General features: G+C 46.7%; 15 protein-coding genes. 14 read left to right on the top strand and 1 reads right to left on the bottom strand.

All coding sequences use genetic code 11. The annotated features are described in order from the left end of the window. Nucleotides 1–12: 12 nt before the first annotated feature. The 7 genes from ACX93W_RS26650 to ACX93W_RS26620 all read left to right on the top strand — a co-directional run bounded on the left by ACX93W_RS26650 (nt 13) and on the right by ACX93W_RS26620 (nt 7,145). Entirely contained in the window at nt 13–2,184 is a 2,172-nt protein-coding gene (locus ACX93W_RS26650; RefSeq protein WP_459395406.1) for a portal protein, read from the top strand. Nucleotides 2,185–2,281: 97 nt separating this feature from the next. Continuing rightward, nucleotides 2,282–3,064: a hypothetical protein gene (locus tag ACX93W_RS26645; protein ID WP_459395405.1), complete on the top strand. Its 783-nt coding sequence runs from the start codon at nt 2,282–2,284 to the stop codon at nt 3,062–3,064. 11 nt (nt 3,065–3,075) lie between these two features. After that, a complete protein-coding gene (locus ACX93W_RS26640; protein WP_459395404.1) occupies nt 3,076–4,263 on the top strand; it encodes a phage major capsid protein in 1,188 nt (395 codons plus the stop codon). Nucleotides 4,264–4,306: 43 nt separating this feature from the next. After that, nucleotides 4,307–4,693: a 2,3-dihydroxybenzoate--AMP ligase gene (locus ACX93W_RS26635; protein ID WP_459395403.1), complete on the top strand. Its 387-nt coding sequence runs from the start codon at nt 4,307–4,309 to the stop codon at nt 4,691–4,693. After that, entirely contained in the window at nt 4,690–5,262 is a 573-nt protein-coding gene (locus ACX93W_RS26630) for a phage adaptor protein (RefSeq protein WP_459395402.1), read from the top strand. Before ACX93W_RS26635 ends, ACX93W_RS26630 begins: the two co-directional genes overlap by 4 nt. 9 nt (nt 5,263–5,271) lie before the next feature. Further along, entirely contained in the window at nt 5,272–6,861 is a 1,590-nt protein-coding gene (locus ACX93W_RS26625) for a glycosyl hydrolase family 28-related protein (protein WP_459395401.1), read from the top strand. Nucleotides 6,862–6,872: 11 nt separating this feature from the next. Beyond that, entirely contained in the window at nt 6,873–7,145 is a 273-nt protein-coding gene (locus ACX93W_RS26620) for a hypothetical protein (protein WP_459395400.1), read from the top strand. A 164-nt stretch (nt 7,146–7,309) separates the two neighbouring features. On the opposite strand, the gene ACX93W_RS26615 is transcribed toward ACX93W_RS26620, so the two are convergent. Beyond that, nucleotides 7,310–7,528, bottom strand: coding sequence for a hypothetical protein (locus ACX93W_RS26615; RefSeq protein WP_459395399.1), 219 nt, complete (start codon nt 7,526–7,528; stop codon nt 7,310–7,312). Nucleotides 7,529–7,680: 152 nt separating this feature from the next. On the opposite strand from ACX93W_RS26615, the gene ACX93W_RS26610 reads away from it, so the two are divergent. The 7 genes from ACX93W_RS26610 to ACX93W_RS26580 all read left to right on the top strand — a co-directional run bounded on the left by ACX93W_RS26610 (nt 7,681) and on the right by ACX93W_RS26580 (nt 17,537). Continuing rightward, nucleotides 7,681–9,093, top strand: coding sequence for a hypothetical protein (locus ACX93W_RS26610; protein ID WP_459395398.1), 1,413 nt, complete (start codon nt 7,681–7,683; stop codon nt 9,091–9,093). A 3-nt stretch (nt 9,094–9,096) separates the two neighbouring features. Then, the gene (locus tag ACX93W_RS26605) at nt 9,097–9,768 is read left to right on the top strand and encodes a hypothetical protein (RefSeq protein ID WP_459395397.1); all 672 of its coding nucleotides are present in this window, start codon (nt 9,097–9,099) and stop codon (nt 9,766–9,768) included. Nucleotides 9,769–9,830: 62 nt separating this feature from the next. Beyond that, nucleotides 9,831–10,304, top strand: a complete 474-nt coding sequence (locus ACX93W_RS26600; RefSeq protein ID WP_459395396.1) for a stalk domain-containing protein — start codon at nt 9,831–9,833, stop codon at nt 10,302–10,304. A gap of 339 nt (nt 10,305–10,643) precedes the next feature. Beyond that, nucleotides 10,644–12,071, top strand: coding sequence for a hypothetical protein (locus ACX93W_RS26595; RefSeq protein WP_459395395.1), 1,428 nt, complete (start codon nt 10,644–10,646; stop codon nt 12,069–12,071). Between the two features lie 12 nt (nt 12,072–12,083). Further along, entirely contained in the window at nt 12,084–15,884 is a 3,801-nt protein-coding gene (locus tag ACX93W_RS26590; RefSeq protein ID WP_459395394.1) for an LPD38 domain-containing protein, read from the top strand. A 117-nt stretch (nt 15,885–16,001) separates the two neighbouring features. Then, nucleotides 16,002–16,652: a hypothetical protein gene (locus ACX93W_RS26585; protein WP_459395393.1), complete on the top strand. Its 651-nt coding sequence runs from the start codon at nt 16,002–16,004 to the stop codon at nt 16,650–16,652. Nucleotides 16,653–16,661: 9 nt separating this feature from the next. Then, on the top strand, nt 16,662–17,537 hold the full coding sequence (locus ACX93W_RS26580; protein ID WP_459395392.1) for an N-acetylmuramoyl-L-alanine amidase: 876 nt from the start codon (nt 16,662–16,664) through the stop codon (nt 17,535–17,537). Nucleotides 17,538–17,725 lie beyond the last annotated feature (188 nt).

The following is a 17,725-nucleotide window of genomic DNA, read 5'->3' as shown; positions in this document are numbered from 1 at the left end:
AGGTGGTGAGCCGTGGCAAAGAAAGGTGACAAAGACGCAATAGCAGTAGGCGAAACGGAATCGAAGCGGCTCACACCAGACAAGGTGGAGCTGCTTTTTCGTTCCGCCGAGAACTGGACAGATATACGCTCCCAACTGGTCAATATCAACTACTTTGTTGGCAATCAGTGGATCACTTGGAATTCAGCAGAACGGAGAATAATGACCTTGCCTTTGGCATCTGGAGAGGTCAGGGTAAAACGCAATAAGATTCGTTCGCGTGTAATGGCTCTCCTAGCCAAACACATCAAAAACAAGCTCAAATATGACGTTGTGCCAGGCAGTAAAGAGCAGGTAGACATTGATGCGGCTAAGGCTGCTGATAAGTATCTGCATGCGTTATGGCAGGAGTTGGACTTTGGTCGAAAGACGAAGGATTTATTCCTGTACATGCTGATTCAAAAGCGTGGGTGGATTAAAACGTGGTATGACGATACTGCCGGAGATGAGATATCACCATCTGAAAATGATCCAGGATACGAGGAATGGGTGAAAGGTGGCTCCAAGCCCATCCATCAAGGCGTCATTCGTGCAAGAGTGTGCGATCCTCTGACGGTATTTTCTGACCCAGCAGCTACTTGCGAGGATGAAATTCGGTGGATTATCGAACGAAAAGCCCGTGACGTTGACGAAATATTCGAGGAATACGGTAAGAGGGTCAGTCCTGATGCCAATGTTGGCTACCTCAATCGCTACGACATCACCAGAATGTCAGCAGACGGAATAGGAGCCTATGAGATTACTCGCATGCAGAATCAGGCGCTTGTCTATGAACTGTGGTACAAGCCCTGTAAGAGGTATCCAGAGGGCGTAAAGATCACGGTCTGTAATGGCGTCGAACTGGACTACAGCGAGGCATCAGGGGAATTGCCATATCAACTGTTCGGGTATATCCCTATCCCTGGTAGCAATCTTTATGACGCTATCGTAACTGACATGCTTGATCCACAACGGGAAATCAATACCATGCGCTCTATGATTGCGACACACGCTCGTAGAATGGGTAATGCCATGTGGCTTAACCCTATCGGCAGCGGCGTAGACGAAGAGGAACTGACGAACGAAATCAGCGGCATCATCGACTATAACCCTGTCGCTGGTGCGAAGCCTGAACGAGTAGACGCGCCGGACATTCCTTCTTTTTACGGTCAAGAACTGGCTAACAACGCCATTGACATAGATGACTCCAGCGGAGCGAGAGAGGTCAGCCAAGGGCGAATGCCTGCTGGTCTGGACACGCTTGGTGGGCTCGAAATCATGGTCGAGCAAGAGAATGAGAAGCTTGCAGTAGCCGCTCAGAACTATGAACAGGGCATGAAGAAGGTCATGCAGCGCATCCTCCGGCTTGTAAAGGCTCATTACACAGAGGAAAGGCAAGCGCGGTTGGTTGGTGAGGACAACGAAATTGAAATCATCAGCTTTAACGGCTCTGACCTGACGGGATTCGAGGACGTCAACATTGTCCAGGGTTCCAGCCTTCCGGAAATGAAGGCAGCTCAACAGGAACGCATCATGACCATGTGGGGAGCCGGTGCAATCGTCAAGAAAGACGGCACTCCTGACCATACAAAGCTTCTAAGGCTAATGGGCATGGGTGATTCCACCGAACTGTTCGAGCAGGACGCACTCGACAGTAACAATGCCAAGATGGAGAACAAAACATTTGAAGACTTGGCAGAGGATCAGGAGTTTATGCAGGCTCTTGAGATATATCAGATGCAGATGCAGCAGTTCCAAGCTACAGCTCAACAAGCTATGCAAACGGGGAATCCGGCGGTGATTGCAGACATACAGCAGATGATGCCTCAACCTCCCCCGGGCATACCGCAGATATGGGACAGCGACAACGACGATATCCATATTGAGATACACAACACGTTCCGGAAGACGAGTCGTTATCGCCAAATGTCGCCTGCTATGAGGGATGTAGTAGATCAACACTATCAACAACATCTTGATAGGATTAACGCGCCTATGATGGCCCAGCAACAGGCTCAAATGCAGGCTCAGCAACAAGAGGCAGAGCAGAAGACGCAGGATAGACAAGCGCAAGTGGAAATGAAACAGATGGATCAACAATCAGCTATTGCAAGGGATGCTCTGAAAGCAGAGACACAACTTGCTACAGCAGCAATGAGACGGTAGCAGGCCCAGGGTGAGAATCCTTCGGGCCTATTTTCATGCAGTTAAATCGTACGGGCGTCGATTCGTTATGGCCGCCGCATAACAGGAGGAATTATCAATGAGAAAGTTCAGACACACCCTTGATTTGCAAATGTTTTCGGAAGATCCGGGCGTAGAATCCGTTCCTGCCGCCGAGGAACAAGTACCACCACCCCAAACGGGCGAAGACAACGCTGCCGCCGAGCCGGGAAAAGAGGACGTTGCATTCTCGAAGAGACTATCTGCAGCTCAAGCCAAATGGGAAGCAGACAAGAATGCAGAGATTCAACGCATCCGCGACGAGTACAAGGAACATGACACGTACAAAAAAGCCGCCGAATACCTCCAAAAAACCAGCGGATTCAGTGACATGATGACACTGAAAGAAGAAATTGAGCTTCAGGAGTTGCAGGAACGTGCTGACAAGGAGAACGTACCTGCAAGCGTCCTGAAACGCATTGACGAACTGGAAGCGAAGGCTGCTAAAGCTGACGAACTGGAAGCCAAGGTCAACCAGGAGAAGGCTGCATCAGAGTTTGAACAGTCCCTGAAAGACTTTGTAGCGGACAAGCAGATTGATGGCAAGCAAGTTAGCCACACGGAACTGTGGAGTTACATGCACGAAAACGGAATCACCAAGCCGGAGGCGGCGCTTAAAGCAATGAAGGCGGACATTTTGGAAGCCAAGCTTGCTACCGCTAAGGAAGACGCAGTAAAAGAATATCTCAACTCCAAAAAGGGAGTAAAAACAGAAGGTTCGACAGGTGCAGCAGCTCAGGCAATACCACCTACAGGTGGTGGTTTCAAAGGAGCAGAACAACGTGCTATTGCTAGGCACATTGCATCCAGGTCGGCTGAATAGGAGGGCATAACATGCCAGCGACATTATCAACAATTGAAGATGCACTGAAAATTGACTACTTGCCAGAGGTGCAGGAACAGGTCAACAACGGCTCCAACTATTTCATCAAAAAGCTGAAAGAAAAGGCTGAGAAGATTGACGGTGACGGTCGAAACTTCTATATCGCCCACCACTTCGGACGTAACTCCGGCGTAGGAGCTGGCACAGAAATGGGCGACTTGCCTACTGCTGGCCAACAAGGATACAAAGGATCGACGGGCAATGTTGCCTACGTTCACGGACGCTTACAGGTGTCCAACGCGACGATTCAAGCATCTAAGCGCGACGAAACGTCTTATATCCGTGCACTGACATCCGAGGTTAAAGGATTGACAACCGACCTCCAAAACTACATGCGCCGCGTTTCCTTGGGTGACGGATCGGGTAAACTCGCAACATTCCCGGTCAACACAGCACTTACAACGCTTGTGGTGGACGATGTGCGCCTGTTCTTCATTGGTCAGGTCATTGATATCATTGACAGCAATGGCGTGACGGTGGACGTTACAGGACGTGTGGTAACGGCAGTTGATTACAACGCAAAAACGATTTCCATCAGCGGCGCAGCGGTTACTACAGCTGCAGGTGATTTTGCGGTTAACAGTGGATCTCTTAACCTTGAGCCTATGGGCCTTGCTGGTATTATCAGCGACACCAGAACGCTTCAAACACTGAACCCTGCAACATACGCTTGGTGGAAGGCGAACATCCTTGGTAATAGCGGTACAGGACGCGCCATTTCTGACGCACTTATTCGTAGCTTGGTAGACCGTATCGACATTGTGAGCGGCAAAAACGTGCAATGGCTGGCTGGTTCCCACGGCATTCGTGCAGCTTATGAAGGCGTTTTGACATCTCTTAAACGATTCGTTAACCCGATGGAACTGGAAGGCGGATACAAAGCAATTGAATTCGACGGACTGCCTCTCCTGGTTGACCGTTACATGCCTTCTAATCGTGTATGGGCTGGCAACTGGGATGACCTTGGACTTTACTACACTTCCCAACTGGCATTTATGGACGAGGATGGCTCGATGTTCTCTCGCGTTCCTAACAAGCCTGCATACGAGGCAACGGCATTCTGCTACGAAACAATGGTCTGCCACGCTCGTAACGCATTCGGCGCGTTGAATGACATTAACGAGCCTACGGGTTATTAATCTAGGAGCCTTCGGGCTCCTTTTTTTCTTGAAAGGAGATCAAATGAACAGACACTACGCTAATGGATTCACCAGAGTTATGACAAACGACCTGTATGACGTTGAAAAGCAACTGCAAGCATACGACGAACACCTTTACCTCATGTGGAATCCACATACAGGTGAACATCTAATCATGGACGGCATGACCGAATACGCCATTATGAAGATTCCGCAACCTGGATGGCCTGTCCTGCACAGCGGTATTGTAGGCCATATCAGACGCATCCATACCGCAAATGGATTTAGCGCGGTTTCACAGGTTGAAGAGTCAGACGCAGCAAGAGAAGCCGATAACGACCGCAAATCGACGGAGCTTGCGGAGGACTTTGCAAAGGAAATGTACCGAGCAGACCGCCATTCGGTCAACTTTAGCGGGGTGGGAGCATGAACACTGGAGAGTTGATTGAGCGTGTCCGACTTGAGATACACAATGACCTGACCGACAGTCAAATCGTCGGACGGTTCAATGAGCTATCCAAGCGGTTGTTTAGAAAGTTTGTTCTGCCTGAAACAATATATGGATTTTATACCACAGAAATACCCTACTATGCTTTGCCCGAGGATTGCCCGGAGGATCGTGTTAGGTGCGTGGTTATAAACGGAATAGAGTACCTAAAGGTGAGTCCTGAAGTTCAGAACCCGCCATCTTACTTCTGTACAGCGTTTGAGGGCGCTGTGTTTATTTGTCCTGCTCCTGCGCCTAATAGTGAGGGATTCATCTACTACCGTTCCAAACCTATTACATTAAGCGCCAGTGAGCTTAGTAAGACTCCTAATTTTCCAGAAGACTATCACGAAATGTACGTTTATGACGCCGCCTCCTGGATTGCAGGAATACAACGGGACACGGATATGAAAAACAATTTTCAAGCAGAGTTTGATTCCATATTCAAAGATGCTGAACGTGACCTCAAGAAGATGGGGATGCGGCGTGCAAAAGAAACAATCAGATGGTGAGGTGAGAGTGTGGGGCAAACAGCATATTCAATCGCTATGCAACAGATGAAGGATATGATAGCAAAGGCTAATTTGGGTGAAACCGCACTTGAAAAAGTTAATGAACAGTTGGCGGATATTGCAACAAACCTTAATGCCCGATCAATAAATGTTAAGTTCCCACCAGCACCACTTGTTGCTGCAATGGGAGATGGTGTGACCGATGATACCGATGCTATTCAAGCTGTGTTAGATTACATTTATGTTAATGGTGGTGGCGGTGCATATTTCCCGCTAGGCATATACAGGATCACGCGCCCGCTATTTATAAAATCGATAGCACCATTCGGAGGGTATTCTTACGCCCCGATTGCATTGATTGGTGAAGGCAACAATGCATCTGTCATTAAAAAAGACGGAGAAACACAAGCGTTAGGACTTGATGCATCCTGTATTATTATTCGTGGTGACACAATGGTAATAACAGATGATTGGTCCGCGATCCAATTCACGAACATAAAAGTCGATAATCAAAGCAACGGATCATTGACATATGGTGTTTACGGGCACACGGGGTCACGTTTGATTTGTAACTATGCTACATTTGAAACATCAAAAAGCGGGATAGCTGTTGGGTCAAGGGACAGATACGCTTTATATATCCACGAGGCTTGGGCTTGGTCGTTCCGCGATTGTACTTTTATTGGTGATTATGGGTTTTACAATGGGCTGGGCGGGACGAGTCTGTTACTGGAAAACACGTTTGCCAATACTGAAAAAATAGCATACCGTGTGGCCTCGATCTACTCTACAATGGTCAATGTTTACGGTGATTTTTGTAAGGGTACGATGTTTTACTTTAATTTTGCCGAAGTTGATTGTACGAATTTGGGCTGCGAAAGCCCGGACTTGACCTATGTGATATGGGCAAATAACAGTAAGGTTGTTATTAACAAAGCTAAATTGTGGCAACCAGCAGCAGATACGGGAGCTATGCTTGTTGTGCGCGGATCGCACATGCGAATCACTCACTTGGATGCGTATATGGCGACCGGATCGACGAGGGGATACTTGTGGTGGAATTGCCTAAGTGGATTTTTGACAATCGACACACTAACATTAAGCGGATCCGGCAACCGGTTTAAGTACCTGGATGAGTCACCAACGCTGAGTGTTGATGCTTTTGTGGTCAGAGTTTTTAACCATAACATGGCACGTACAAACGGGTTGCTTGGTGTAATGCCGTACCGTAACGAGTATTGGGATTGGTACGTCGAAACTCCAACGTATCCAATTAATAATTTGTATCTTGGGTTACGTACCCCAACCGAAAACGCAAAAGGGCAAAATGTAGCGGCAGAGGGCGGCGGAACACCTAACGGTATTTATTTCAATGCGGACTTCGCTAACCGGCTCATATTAGGATGGGCGAGGATTACGCATGGCGATTCATCTCTTAATAACGGTCAAGTGCGATATATTCCGTTAATTCTCAGCGGCACGACAGCACAACGTCCAGTTTGGCAGACGACAGGAATGAATTATTTCGATACTACGCTCAATAAGCCGATATGGTGGAATGGAACAAACTGGGTCGATGCTACAGGCACGACAGTATAGGAGGGCGAACAGTGGCGTTACAACTAGCTTTTGAGTCTGTACACGGCATTCAACTGCCGGAAGCATACGTGAGAATCGATGAGCTTAGCGGAGGTAAGTCCGGCATTTCTCTTCGTGTTCGATACTATGCGAATATCGATGCAGCAAATGCGGGTAAAGAGTGGATTCAAGAGTCCATTCATACATTCGAACCCTCTATCGAAGAGGGAGCATCGAACTTCCTTGAGCAAGGATATGATCAATTGAAGACGCTGGAAGAGTTCGCAGCGGCTATCGACTGCTGAGTAGTAAACGGACGAGAAGGAAGGAGGAGAGGGAATTGTTAAACAGAATTAGAACTTGGCTGATCTTCAAACTTGTTGGAGACCAGCCAATCATCATGAACATTGACGTTGATCTAAGAAAACAGACATACAATCTGAGCAAACCAATTCTGGTAAAGGATTAGTTATAACTTGCTGATTTGTTTGCAATTGTAGCACTTAAACGCTGCGTTCAGGTACTTTGTCAAATCCGAAAGTTTTACTGATTTAGCAATAATGTTGCCGCATTTTGGACAAGTGTAATTGTCTGGACCATCGCCCAATAGTGCTGGTCCAGACACATCGATTTCTATAACTCCTCTTTGTTCTAGCGCAAGTAATGGTTTTAATTTATAAGTCGCCAAATGCAATCCTCCTCTCAAAAATTGATAGTCTCCGACAACTTTCATTCTACCAGAGGAGGATATTTTTAGTAAATTAATTCACAAACGGACCATACTGCGACATAACGAGGGCACCTTAACGGGTGCTCTTTTTCGTGGAAAGGAGGGATACAATGGCCTATTGGGGCGCGATACGAGGCGTAGGTAATCCGATTCCCATACGTGACTTTAACGGCGTATACAAGCCGGATGATGAAGGGTTTAACCTTCCCGACAACCTATTCACTGAACTGATTAACTTCGGCCCATCAAACGCTCCAGGACTAACCACTCGACCTGGTTACAGTGTTATTGGTCAGACAAGCGAAAGAATATTAGGTTTAGGAGCGTGGAAAGATCAGGAGTTACATGTCATATTTTCCGATGGCACATGGCAACGGTGGGATGTAACAGGATGGTCACTAATGACGAGTGGACTGAGTACCACGGCTGAGTGGACATTCTGCAACTTCAAGGGAAACCTTTCTGACATAAATCTTATTGCATCTAACGGCGTTGACCCAATCAAACGATATGATGGCAGTACCGTCCAGAACCTTGCAGGCGCTCCGTCAGGCGGCAATTTCATAACAACCCACAGCAACCGCTTATACTGCGCTGTAGGAAACTTTCTCCGTTACTCTGCCCTTAACATAGCCACAGACTGGACAACCGCAGGAGACGCCGGAGCAGGCGAGATACAGGTCAATACAACCGATGGTGAGACAATCAACGGACTGAGCGCGGGGAACGGATATATCACCGTATTCAAACCTTCCAGCATGTTCGAGCTTTACGGCAAAGGCCCGCAAAGCTACGCCATGGAATCTATCGCAACGGACATAGGAGCCGCAAGCAATAAGGCAATAACCGCATATGACCAGACCGTTCCTATCATTAACCGGGACGGCATCTACCAATATAGCGGCGGCATGAGGCCAAGGAGAGAGTATTCAAAGCCTGTTCAGAACTATGTCAACCTGTCCAACAAGGAACAGACGGCAAAATGTGTAGCTGCTAGCAGCGGAGAATACATCTACTTCGGCATACCTTACGGTTCGTCTACAAACAATAGCCGCATTCTGCAATATTATCCACTCCATCAAACATGGTACACATGGGACAGTATCGCCGTATGTCAGATGATACGAGTCGGAGATAAGATGTATTTCGGGGATGAGAGCGGACGAGTTTTGCTGTTAGGCGGAACAACGGACAACGGAACTCCAATCACGGCTACGGCAATCACAAAACCCTTTACCTCCGAAGCAATTTCCAGAAAGATGCACTGGTTCAAAATATGGATTGTCGCTACCATCGCAGCCGGAAGTTCCCTATCTGTCTACATCAGTAAATATCCATCAGGAGAAGACTGGATTCTCGCTAAGACGCTGACGGCCAACACGAATATGCAGTTTCAAGAGATGCTCGTACCTACAAATTCGATTGCGGACGCCAATGCGGTCAGGATCAAGATTGTAGCTACTGGCCCTGTAAGTATCCATGAGATAAGCAGACAGCTACGAGAGCTGCCTATGAGGAGGTAAGATATGCCTACGCAGAATATTCACGTAGTAACAGAGCCAGGAACGGTAGAGGAAGCATTCGAGCAGCTGGCAAAACTCCAAAAGACACTACGTTACCTACTAAACGGGAACCTTGATTTTGAGAACGTGCGCGTTAAGGGGCTTACTGCAGAAACGATTGACGTGGACGAACTGTCGGCCATTACCGCTAACCTGGGTCACATCCTCGCGGGTATTATTGAGTCGGTAGAAATCTACGGATCGCTTATATCTACTAACCGTACAGGCTACCCTAGAGCGGTTATGAGCAATACGCAAAATCATTTCAGAGCAGAAGCGGACGCTAATAGATACATCTCTATGGATTCATTCGACTTATCTACCGGTTCTCCTACTCTTACCTGGAGAAGTCCTTCTGGATTTTCACAGTCTAATATGACTACAGGTTACTCACTAAGTTCGGATCGAGACATAATATTAGCGTCTTTCATGGAAATGTTGATTAGTGCTTCTAATATATACCTCATACCAAATTCATCAACCGGAGAGGTGAAACTGCCTGCATGGAGTCAGGTAAGGAATAATGTTAGTGGGCAAACTTTACAACAAGCACTAGATAATTTGCAAACATCAATAAGCGGCCTGTACACTTATGCTGCAAGTTTAGATGCGAGAATAGCGGCATTAGGTGGATAAACTTAACAGGCAATGGGGAATTTATGGTATAATTGTCGCAAAAAAGCGGCGAGGTGTCGAAGATGAAGAAGATGATTATCGCATTTGCGGCAGGGGCATTGTTTGCAACAGCCGGAACAGCGGCAGCAACGACAGTTATTGATCGTGTTACGGCATCGGTTCGGACGGATTACAGTGTGGAATTAGATGGACAAAAGGTTGCTTTGAAAAATGCTCCTTTGGCCTATAATGGATCGTCGTATTTGCCAGTAAAAGAAATATCCGAATTGCTTGGAAAAGAGGTTAGTTTTGATAGCGGGGTGATTAAAATTGACTCTATAGTGCAAGATGTAGAAGAAATTAAAATCGAGAATATGATTCTTTCACATGTAAAAAGTGAGATATTCTCAGCTGAACAACTAATAAAAATACACAAAACACAGTTGGTGTATTATGATCTAAGTACTGAAGAAAAATCAGAAATAGAGCAGAAAATAGCCGACCTTGAGCAACGTCTAGCCGAACTTGAAGCACGCAAAGCAGAGCTTGAGCAATGATTGCAGGTATAAACCAGTCATGATATGATTAGGATAGAAAAAGGAGCCGGTTGCAGCCGACTCCCCCGCACGAAACTTGGGTGGATTACCTCCTAAGTAGGACAGAGAATAACCCGGACCATTTGCGACTTGGGCGGGTTATTTTCGTTTTTTCAGGTATGTTAGCAAGGCCAATAAAAACATGCCGAGCATTATCACTTCTGACAACGAAAAGTTCATGAGCATCACCTCCAATCTGGAGGCAATACTTCCACCCAAGTGTTCGTACAGATTAATTATATCATATACAGAGTCTACCAAATAGGTGGGCTCTTTTTTATTACCGAAAGGAGGATAACCATGGCCGTTTCAGACAACCAATATAAGTATTGGAGCAATATGGCAGCAGGCAAAACGTCTACAGGTGGACAAGCGACAACAGGTAATCAGGCATGGTCCAAGGCACAACTTGCAAAGGTTCCGGCCCCTCCAACGACACCTAAGCCCACTATGACGCCTGTTACTGGTTCTGTGCCTGCCCCTACCCAGACTGCTCCGGCACAAGCTGCGCCATCGGCAGTTAGCGTACCAGAGCCACCTAAGACTCCAACAACCTTCTCTAGTCCGCAATATAACGATTGGATGGCGAAGCAGAACGAAGCATTTTCTAATCTGGAGAAGTTGATGGCAACACCTTTTCAGTATAATCCTGAAACTGATCCGGCTTATCAGGCACAACGTCAATTGGCGCAGAACAGAGCACAGTCAGCTTCAAATTCGACTCTTGAATCCATGAACGAGCGCGGGATCATGGGAAGCAGCTTGACGGCAAATCAGTTAGGGCAAATCCAGCAGAACGCCGAGCAAGAAGCATTAGCATATATTCCTCAATATAGGGAACAGGCATACAGTCAGTACCAGAACCAACTTGCTAATGCTGGTAATCTTCTTTCTCAGGCGCGTTCATTGCGTGGCGATCAGTTTAACGAAGGAGTGACAGAAGCTCAACTGACGGGAAATTACATGTCGCCTGAAGCTCGTACACTGATGAATAACCTGCTTGACCTCAAGTCCACTACTGAGGCTAACTGGTCAAACATGACTCCTGAACAGCAAGCCGCTGCTAGATCGCAAGGAGATCAGTTGCGTGCACAATTGCAGGGGTTAGGAGTCGACTCTAGCTTATTTGGTGCTAACGTTACATCAAATAATGCACGCGGTAATTTTGGTCAAGCAGGATTGAGAACACTGGCCGGACAACAACAAGACTATAATATCTCAGCAGACCAGCGCGACTATAATCGCGGAGTCCTTGAATCTGACCGAAACTTTGAACGTGGTGTGTTGGAGTCGGACAGAGGATATAACGAAGATGTGCGGAGATACAATCAAGATTTTGAATACACTCAAGGCCGCGATTCTGTTAAGGATGCACAATGGCAACAGGAATTTGACCGCATTCTTAAACAGGATGGCATTGATAATGCGATTGCTTGGGCAAATCTCAACCTTAGCAGGCAAAGGGAATCCAGAATAGCTGCTAGTGAGGGAGCATCAAAGACAAAAGAATACACTGGAGGCGTAATTAGTGACCCTAATATGCCACGTAACGCCTCTCAAATGGAAACATGGCTCATTAATAATGTTCCAGGAGGAAAGAAAGTCCAAGGCCCTGTAGCAGCCGACCAGCGTTCATGGTATGAGGGAATGATTTTGAACAATCCTAATCTATCTGAGAGTGACATAACCAAGCTTTACAACCGATTTGGCATACCACTACCACAGTAAGGGGGAGAAAACGTGAGTAAATTCGATGAACGCCGCAAACAATTAGGCATACAAACAGCGACTCCCCCTACATCGAATAAATCAGGAAAGCCTACTATGTCTGCTTTTGATCGCAGACGGGAAGAGATGGCGAAACAAAAGGAAGATACTCGCCAAGCTTCTATCTCCCGGGCAGAAGAAAGGGCTAAGCCAGTAGTGGACAGAAGGCCATTAGCGCCTTCTTCTCCACCTGTAACACGCCCTACAACAACGGCACTACCTACGACTCTGGAGCAAATAAGGGATAACCGACAGGCGAGTGAGCCAAGATCGGCTATACCTACTTTTGAAGAGATACTAGAGAAACCGGAGCAAGGTACAGCATTTGATCGTCGCAGGAAAGAATTAGCCGCGCAACGTCAGGCTGATGCTGAAAATTCACCTATTACCAAGGCACTGACAGCCTCGCGTGACTTTCTGACAGACGCATTAAGTCCCGTTACGAATCTTCTTCCGAAACCTAAATCTGACACGGTAGGCATGAGAGCCGCAGAAAAGCTAGGAGAACACCGCTCAAACGTTCAGAATGCGATTGCTAATACTGATGTGGGCGCATTCGTTCAGGGCGCTGGTGACGCTGCTACGCTAGGCCTAACGTCATACGGTGAGCGTTTGATGGGAAATCCAGAAGTGGCGGAGCGAATGACGCAAAGTGCTCCTGGTCGAGCTGGTCAAATCGCAGGTCAGATTGTGCTACCCGCAGGAAAGTTTAAAGCTGGTGCATCTCTTCTAAGCAATGTTGGCCGTGGAATCGCTGGTGGCGCTGTATTGGGTACAGGTATCGAAGCAGGAGAAGCATTAACTGGACGGAATAACCAGTCTTTATTGGAGCGTGCTGGTGATGTTGGAATGAGCGCTGCTTACGGCGGTGGTGGCGCAGGGGCATTAGGGCTTGTAGGCAAAGCGCTAGGTGCTGCCGCTCGGAAGGCAGGAACAAAGGCCACGCAAGAAGTCGTGAGCAATGCAAATGTAACGCCTAGAGTGTCGCAACCTCCTGCGTTACCGTCCAATGTAAGGCGCGTAGAGGCTCCTAAAGACCCTTGGTTTAATCGTCTATTCGGAGAACAATCGGTTGGCATCACACCAGCATCTAAGAGTGGCAAGGAACTGATTGATACACATATCGTAACCAGGCCTAAAGAGCAAGGTTCTCTTTTATCACGGGGCAGAGAAGTCGCTGAAAACATTGAGCAGGACTACATCGACAAGTTTGCGCCATTTAAAAAGATTGACAACGCTACTTACGATGCGGCTATGGATTCAACCAGGGCGAATAACCTTGCAACAACAAGTGTCAAAGATAAGTTTGTTGACCTTGAAGGAAATGTAATCGGAAATTCTTTGAAGGACGTCTACTCAACGGTTCCTCGTGGTCAGAAACATATTGCTGATCGTTATGTCATTGCGCGGGACGCAATAAATCGTATGGACAGAGGTAAAGCGGTATATGGTAAGGAAAAATGGTTCCCCCAAACTGCACAAGAGGCTTCGGATTTGGTCGCAAAGATGGAGCAACAGTATCCATGGTTGAAGCAATTTGGCTCCGAATGGAACCAATTTAACCGAAATCGTCAGGATTTATGGGTACAGTCAGGCATCATCCCACAAGGAACGGTGGATATTTTGAGGCAAACCAATCCGAACTACACCCCAATGTTCCGGCAGATTCCTAAAGGATCGCTTGGAAGCAAGATCGGTTTAAGAAGTTCTAAGGGTGGATTCAGCAATCAGAAAGCACCCGTTAAAAAAGCAACCGGCAGCACACTGAAAATTGTTGATCCGGCCCAAGGTATGATTGAGACAACCGCTTCTTCTTATCAGGCCATGATGCGTAACAGGGCTATGCAGAACATCTATGAAAGTGTGAGCCAAAACCCTGAACGGTATAAAGGTGTTATTGAGATTCTGGACGATACAGCAGAGGCTCGGCAGGCATCAATGAAAGCCATCAATGAAGCATTAGCTGAGAATGGGCCAGAAGGTGTAGCGGAGCTGCTTAATAATGAACTATCACTTATTTTCAACAAATCCAAGAACGCAACAAAACCTACTGATGCTGTTGTAACTGCTCTTGTGAACGGTAATCCGGTCAAGATGAAAGTTTCTGATCCTAGCCTTTTGAATGCTATCGAGGATATTACACCTCAACAATTAGAAGGGATTCTGAAACTGGCAAACGGACTATCAATGGCGACGAAACACGCCGCTACTGGTTTATTGGCCCCGTTACAAGGTGTACGTTTGGCATTACGTGACTTGCCTGTTGCGGCAGCTCAGTCCCAAAACAAAAAAGCATTTCTATACGATTTGTCTCATGCAATGATTAGCCAAATTTCGGATTGGCTTCCTAGCTTCATACCTGGAACAGAGAGAATATCCCGTCTAGCGCGTAGTTATTACCGTGCTGGTGGAGGATATGAGGCTTTCCTGAAAGGTGATTCAAGAGTCAGGGCGGCGGCATCCGACATTACCAAACATCCTTACTTATCTGGTCAGAACGCATGGAATGTGATAAAGAAATACAATCCATTCACCGCACTAAAAGGCTTTGGTGACGCTATGGAGAACATCCCACGGATAGCAGCATACTCGGCGCAAATGCGGAAACAAGGCTGGAGCAGGTCGCCTGAAGCTGTGAGAAAAGCAGTTGATGCAGGTCGTGAAGCTACAGTCAATTGGTCAAGAAGGGGCCGTAGAGGTTCGCAAATTGAATCAGTCTTCCCTTATGCCAATGCAGCCATCCAGGGAACGTACCGTGTAGCAAAGCGATTCAAGGAACAGCCTATTTCCGCAACGGCTCTAATAGCATCAACAGCAGCCGCTAAAATATGGGCCTATGAGCGTTACAAGGATGATCCTGATTACCAATACAGACGCCAATCTGAAAAGAGCATACCTGTTGGAAAGACTGCTGATGGGAAGTTTATAACCGTTCCGGTGGAGCCTACAGAGGCTTATATAGCCGATCAAATATTAAACTTCTACAAGTGGGCTAAAGACAATGAGGAAATGCCGGATGCCAAGGAGAACATTCAAGAGGGGTTAGACGCATTCTTGCCTTCTTATGCTTCTGGTGCGTTGTCTACATTCACAGGAGAGAACAAGGCGGTAGACTTCAATAGGGGCGTACAAAAAACATTTGCATCTTCTATTGCGGAACCTATGGTAGCTGCTGGATACGGTAAAAATTACTTTGGTAGCGATATTATTCCACGTGAGTACCAAGGTGATCCAACATATCTGCAACATAACGAAACAACAAGCGCAGCAGGTGAATGGGCGGCTGAGAACTTGGGAATTGATGCATTTACCTTTGATTATCTTGGCAAGAAATTCGGTGGTGATATAGCTAAAGTCGGTCTTCCCACGTCTTCTGATGTTGGCAAAGGAGATATTTCGGGAAATATCATGGAGCAAGTCAACGCACGTTTGAGGCTGCTTGAAGACCCGGTTATGCAAAATGATATCTCTAATGATTACTACAAGCTGAGTGACATCGTAAAGGAAGCGAAGGCGGTCAGCAATAGAACAGAACAGCCACTTCCAGCATGGTATCAGAAGGCTTATGACGAAGTGACAAGCACCAAAAAGGAGAGCATGGCAACAGCAATTAGCAACTTTAATACCATGAAGAAAGAAGCCCAACGTGATACCACTTTAACCGCAAAAGAACGTTCAGAGTTACTACGTGACATCCAGATTGAAATTAACCTATTGCGGATTAAAGCGATTGAACGTCTGGAAGAGTTGGGCGTATCGAGGGATTTCCGATGATAACTTTCGACGAATCCGAATACTGCCAATCTCCCTTGGAGGATGACCTATTGGTTGTCCTCCTTTCCTTTTTACCGCGAGACGCTTATGACACTCTGCTCATAGGGAGCAAAGCCTATGTACGATCTTATTATCGAAATTGCTCATACCGTTTGGCGCAACGGATTCGGCTTAACCGCATTAGGTACTGCCGTATTCGTGTTGCTCAAACAACGCAAGGTGAAGAAGCAGTTGAGGAAGTATATCCCTTGGCTGCTGGAGGATGAGAGCGAGACAAAGCAATATGTAGCCAATCAACAAATCATCATACACAACCTAAAGCGATTAATGGAAAGGATGGGGTTAGAATGGGATGCTCCTACCTCGAAGCAGTCAACAATCTTAGCGCCAGGTCGCAAAACGTCCTCTATTTTTTTATGTTCGGCGAATTCCCGTGCCCAAGGTGCAGCACAAAGGGAAATACAGTCATACACAAAATCGAATACAAGGAGGAGAAAGAACATGAAGGAGTATCTTAAAAAGCTTGGATCGAGGAAATTTCAAGCGTTTCTAGCGGTTACAATTCCTAATATGATCATCATGTTTGGGTTTATCTTTGGTGACATTGACCTTGAAGGCACCGTTAACCAATGGATGCCAGCGATAAACATTGTTATTCAGGTGATCGCTACAGCCGTTTACCAGATGATAGAGGGAAAGATTGATAAGGCCAACGCAAATAAAGAGCAATCGCCGCCGGAGGAAGACGGTTCCGACTACAGCCACTAGGAGGACGCTATGAACATTATCCAAAAACCCGTTGAGAGCTATCAGAGCCGAAACGGGTGGAAACCACTAATTATTGTTGACCATATATCAACCGGTACAATGGGGAGCATGTACAACACCTTCAAAAACAAGGCCAATCGCGCATCGTCCCATTTCGGCATCAGCAGAACAGGAGAAATCGTACAGTATGTGGATATCAAACAGGCGGCTTGGACGCAAGGCAAGATACAATATTCGCCAACTCGTCCTATCGCTCCAATTATCAGCCAGTACATGGGCAATCCTAATTTGTACGGGGTATCAATCGAACATGAAGGATACGCCGGAAACGGAATCCAAGGAGACATAACGGAAGAACAGTTTTGGGCGAGCTGCTGGCTGCATAAGTACATTCAGGCGGAAGTTGAACGCTTATACAACCATCGAATCGAATTGAACAGTCACTTTGTTATCGGACATTATCAGATCGACGCGGTAGGAAAGCCTGTATGCCCCGGTCCGCTGTTTCCCTGGAACAATCTATACTCGGAATTGATCTACTCAAGCGGCATGACGCTGGACGAATATGGGGAGCAAATCGCCTATAAAACATCCATCGGGGCTAACAAAGTATTGGCCTTTGCGTTCGCAGCTCGTATAGCAGACCTAAAGGCCAAACTCACCCACACAAAGCACGGCGCAGAGGCGCGTAGGAAGCTTATGCTGCTGTCTCCTATAATGGAAGAGTTATCGTTCTCGGCGTACTTTAAAGAGCTTACAGCGGAGAATATAGCGCTGAGAATCGAGCAGGTGTATAACAACGCGAATACGGAACGGTGGGAAAAGGAAGGGGTAAGTAAACTTTTAGCCGGAGCGAACTTTGCAAAACAATTGGGGCTGCTATAGCCCCTTTTTCACTAACTTATCAACAGTTGTGCATAACTTATTGTATACATATTATGCTGTATGGATTCCCGTATTGAATGAAATGTATATGATTAATTGAAATTTACCTCTGTAATCCGAAATGGGAGCGACTTTCCTTTCTTCGAATGCTCCCGGCCGTTTGCTACATCGCACTCAAAATAAATATT

This window comes from Paenibacillus sp. CAU 1782 (assembly GCF_054551715.1).
Note: the sequence above shows the minus strand (reverse complement) of the source record. Positions and strands in the feature narration are given on the sequence as shown.

Excerpts from the sequence above, each read along its gene's own strand:
- ACX93W_RS26645 (WP_459395405.1), top strand. The coding sequence starts at position 2,282 with ATGAGAAAGTTCAGACACACCCTTGATTTGCAAATGTTTTCGGAAGAT.
- ACX93W_RS26640 (WP_459395404.1), top strand. The coding sequence starts at position 3,076 with ATGCCAGCGACATTATCAACAATTGAAGATGCACTGAAAATTGACTAC.
- ACX93W_RS26635 (WP_459395403.1), top strand. The coding sequence starts at position 4,307 with ATGAACAGACACTACGCTAATGGATTCACCAGAGTTATGACAAACGAC.
- ACX93W_RS26630 (WP_459395402.1), top strand. The coding sequence starts at position 4,690 with ATGAACACTGGAGAGTTGATTGAGCGTGTCCGACTTGAGATACACAAT.
- ACX93W_RS26610 (WP_459395398.1), top strand. The coding sequence starts at position 7,681 with ATGGCCTATTGGGGCGCGATACGAGGCGTAGGTAATCCGATTCCCATA.
- ACX93W_RS26605 (WP_459395397.1), top strand. The coding sequence starts at position 9,097 with ATGCCTACGCAGAATATTCACGTAGTAACAGAGCCAGGAACGGTAGAG.
- ACX93W_RS26600 (WP_459395396.1), top strand. The coding sequence starts at position 9,831 with ATGAAGAAGATGATTATCGCATTTGCGGCAGGGGCATTGTTTGCAACA.
- ACX93W_RS26595 (WP_459395395.1), top strand. The coding sequence starts at position 10,644 with ATGGCCGTTTCAGACAACCAATATAAGTATTGGAGCAATATGGCAGCA.
- ACX93W_RS26585 (WP_459395393.1), top strand. The coding sequence starts at position 16,002 with ATGTACGATCTTATTATCGAAATTGCTCATACCGTTTGGCGCAACGGA.
- ACX93W_RS26580 (WP_459395392.1), top strand. The coding sequence starts at position 16,662 with ATGAACATTATCCAAAAACCCGTTGAGAGCTATCAGAGCCGAAACGGG.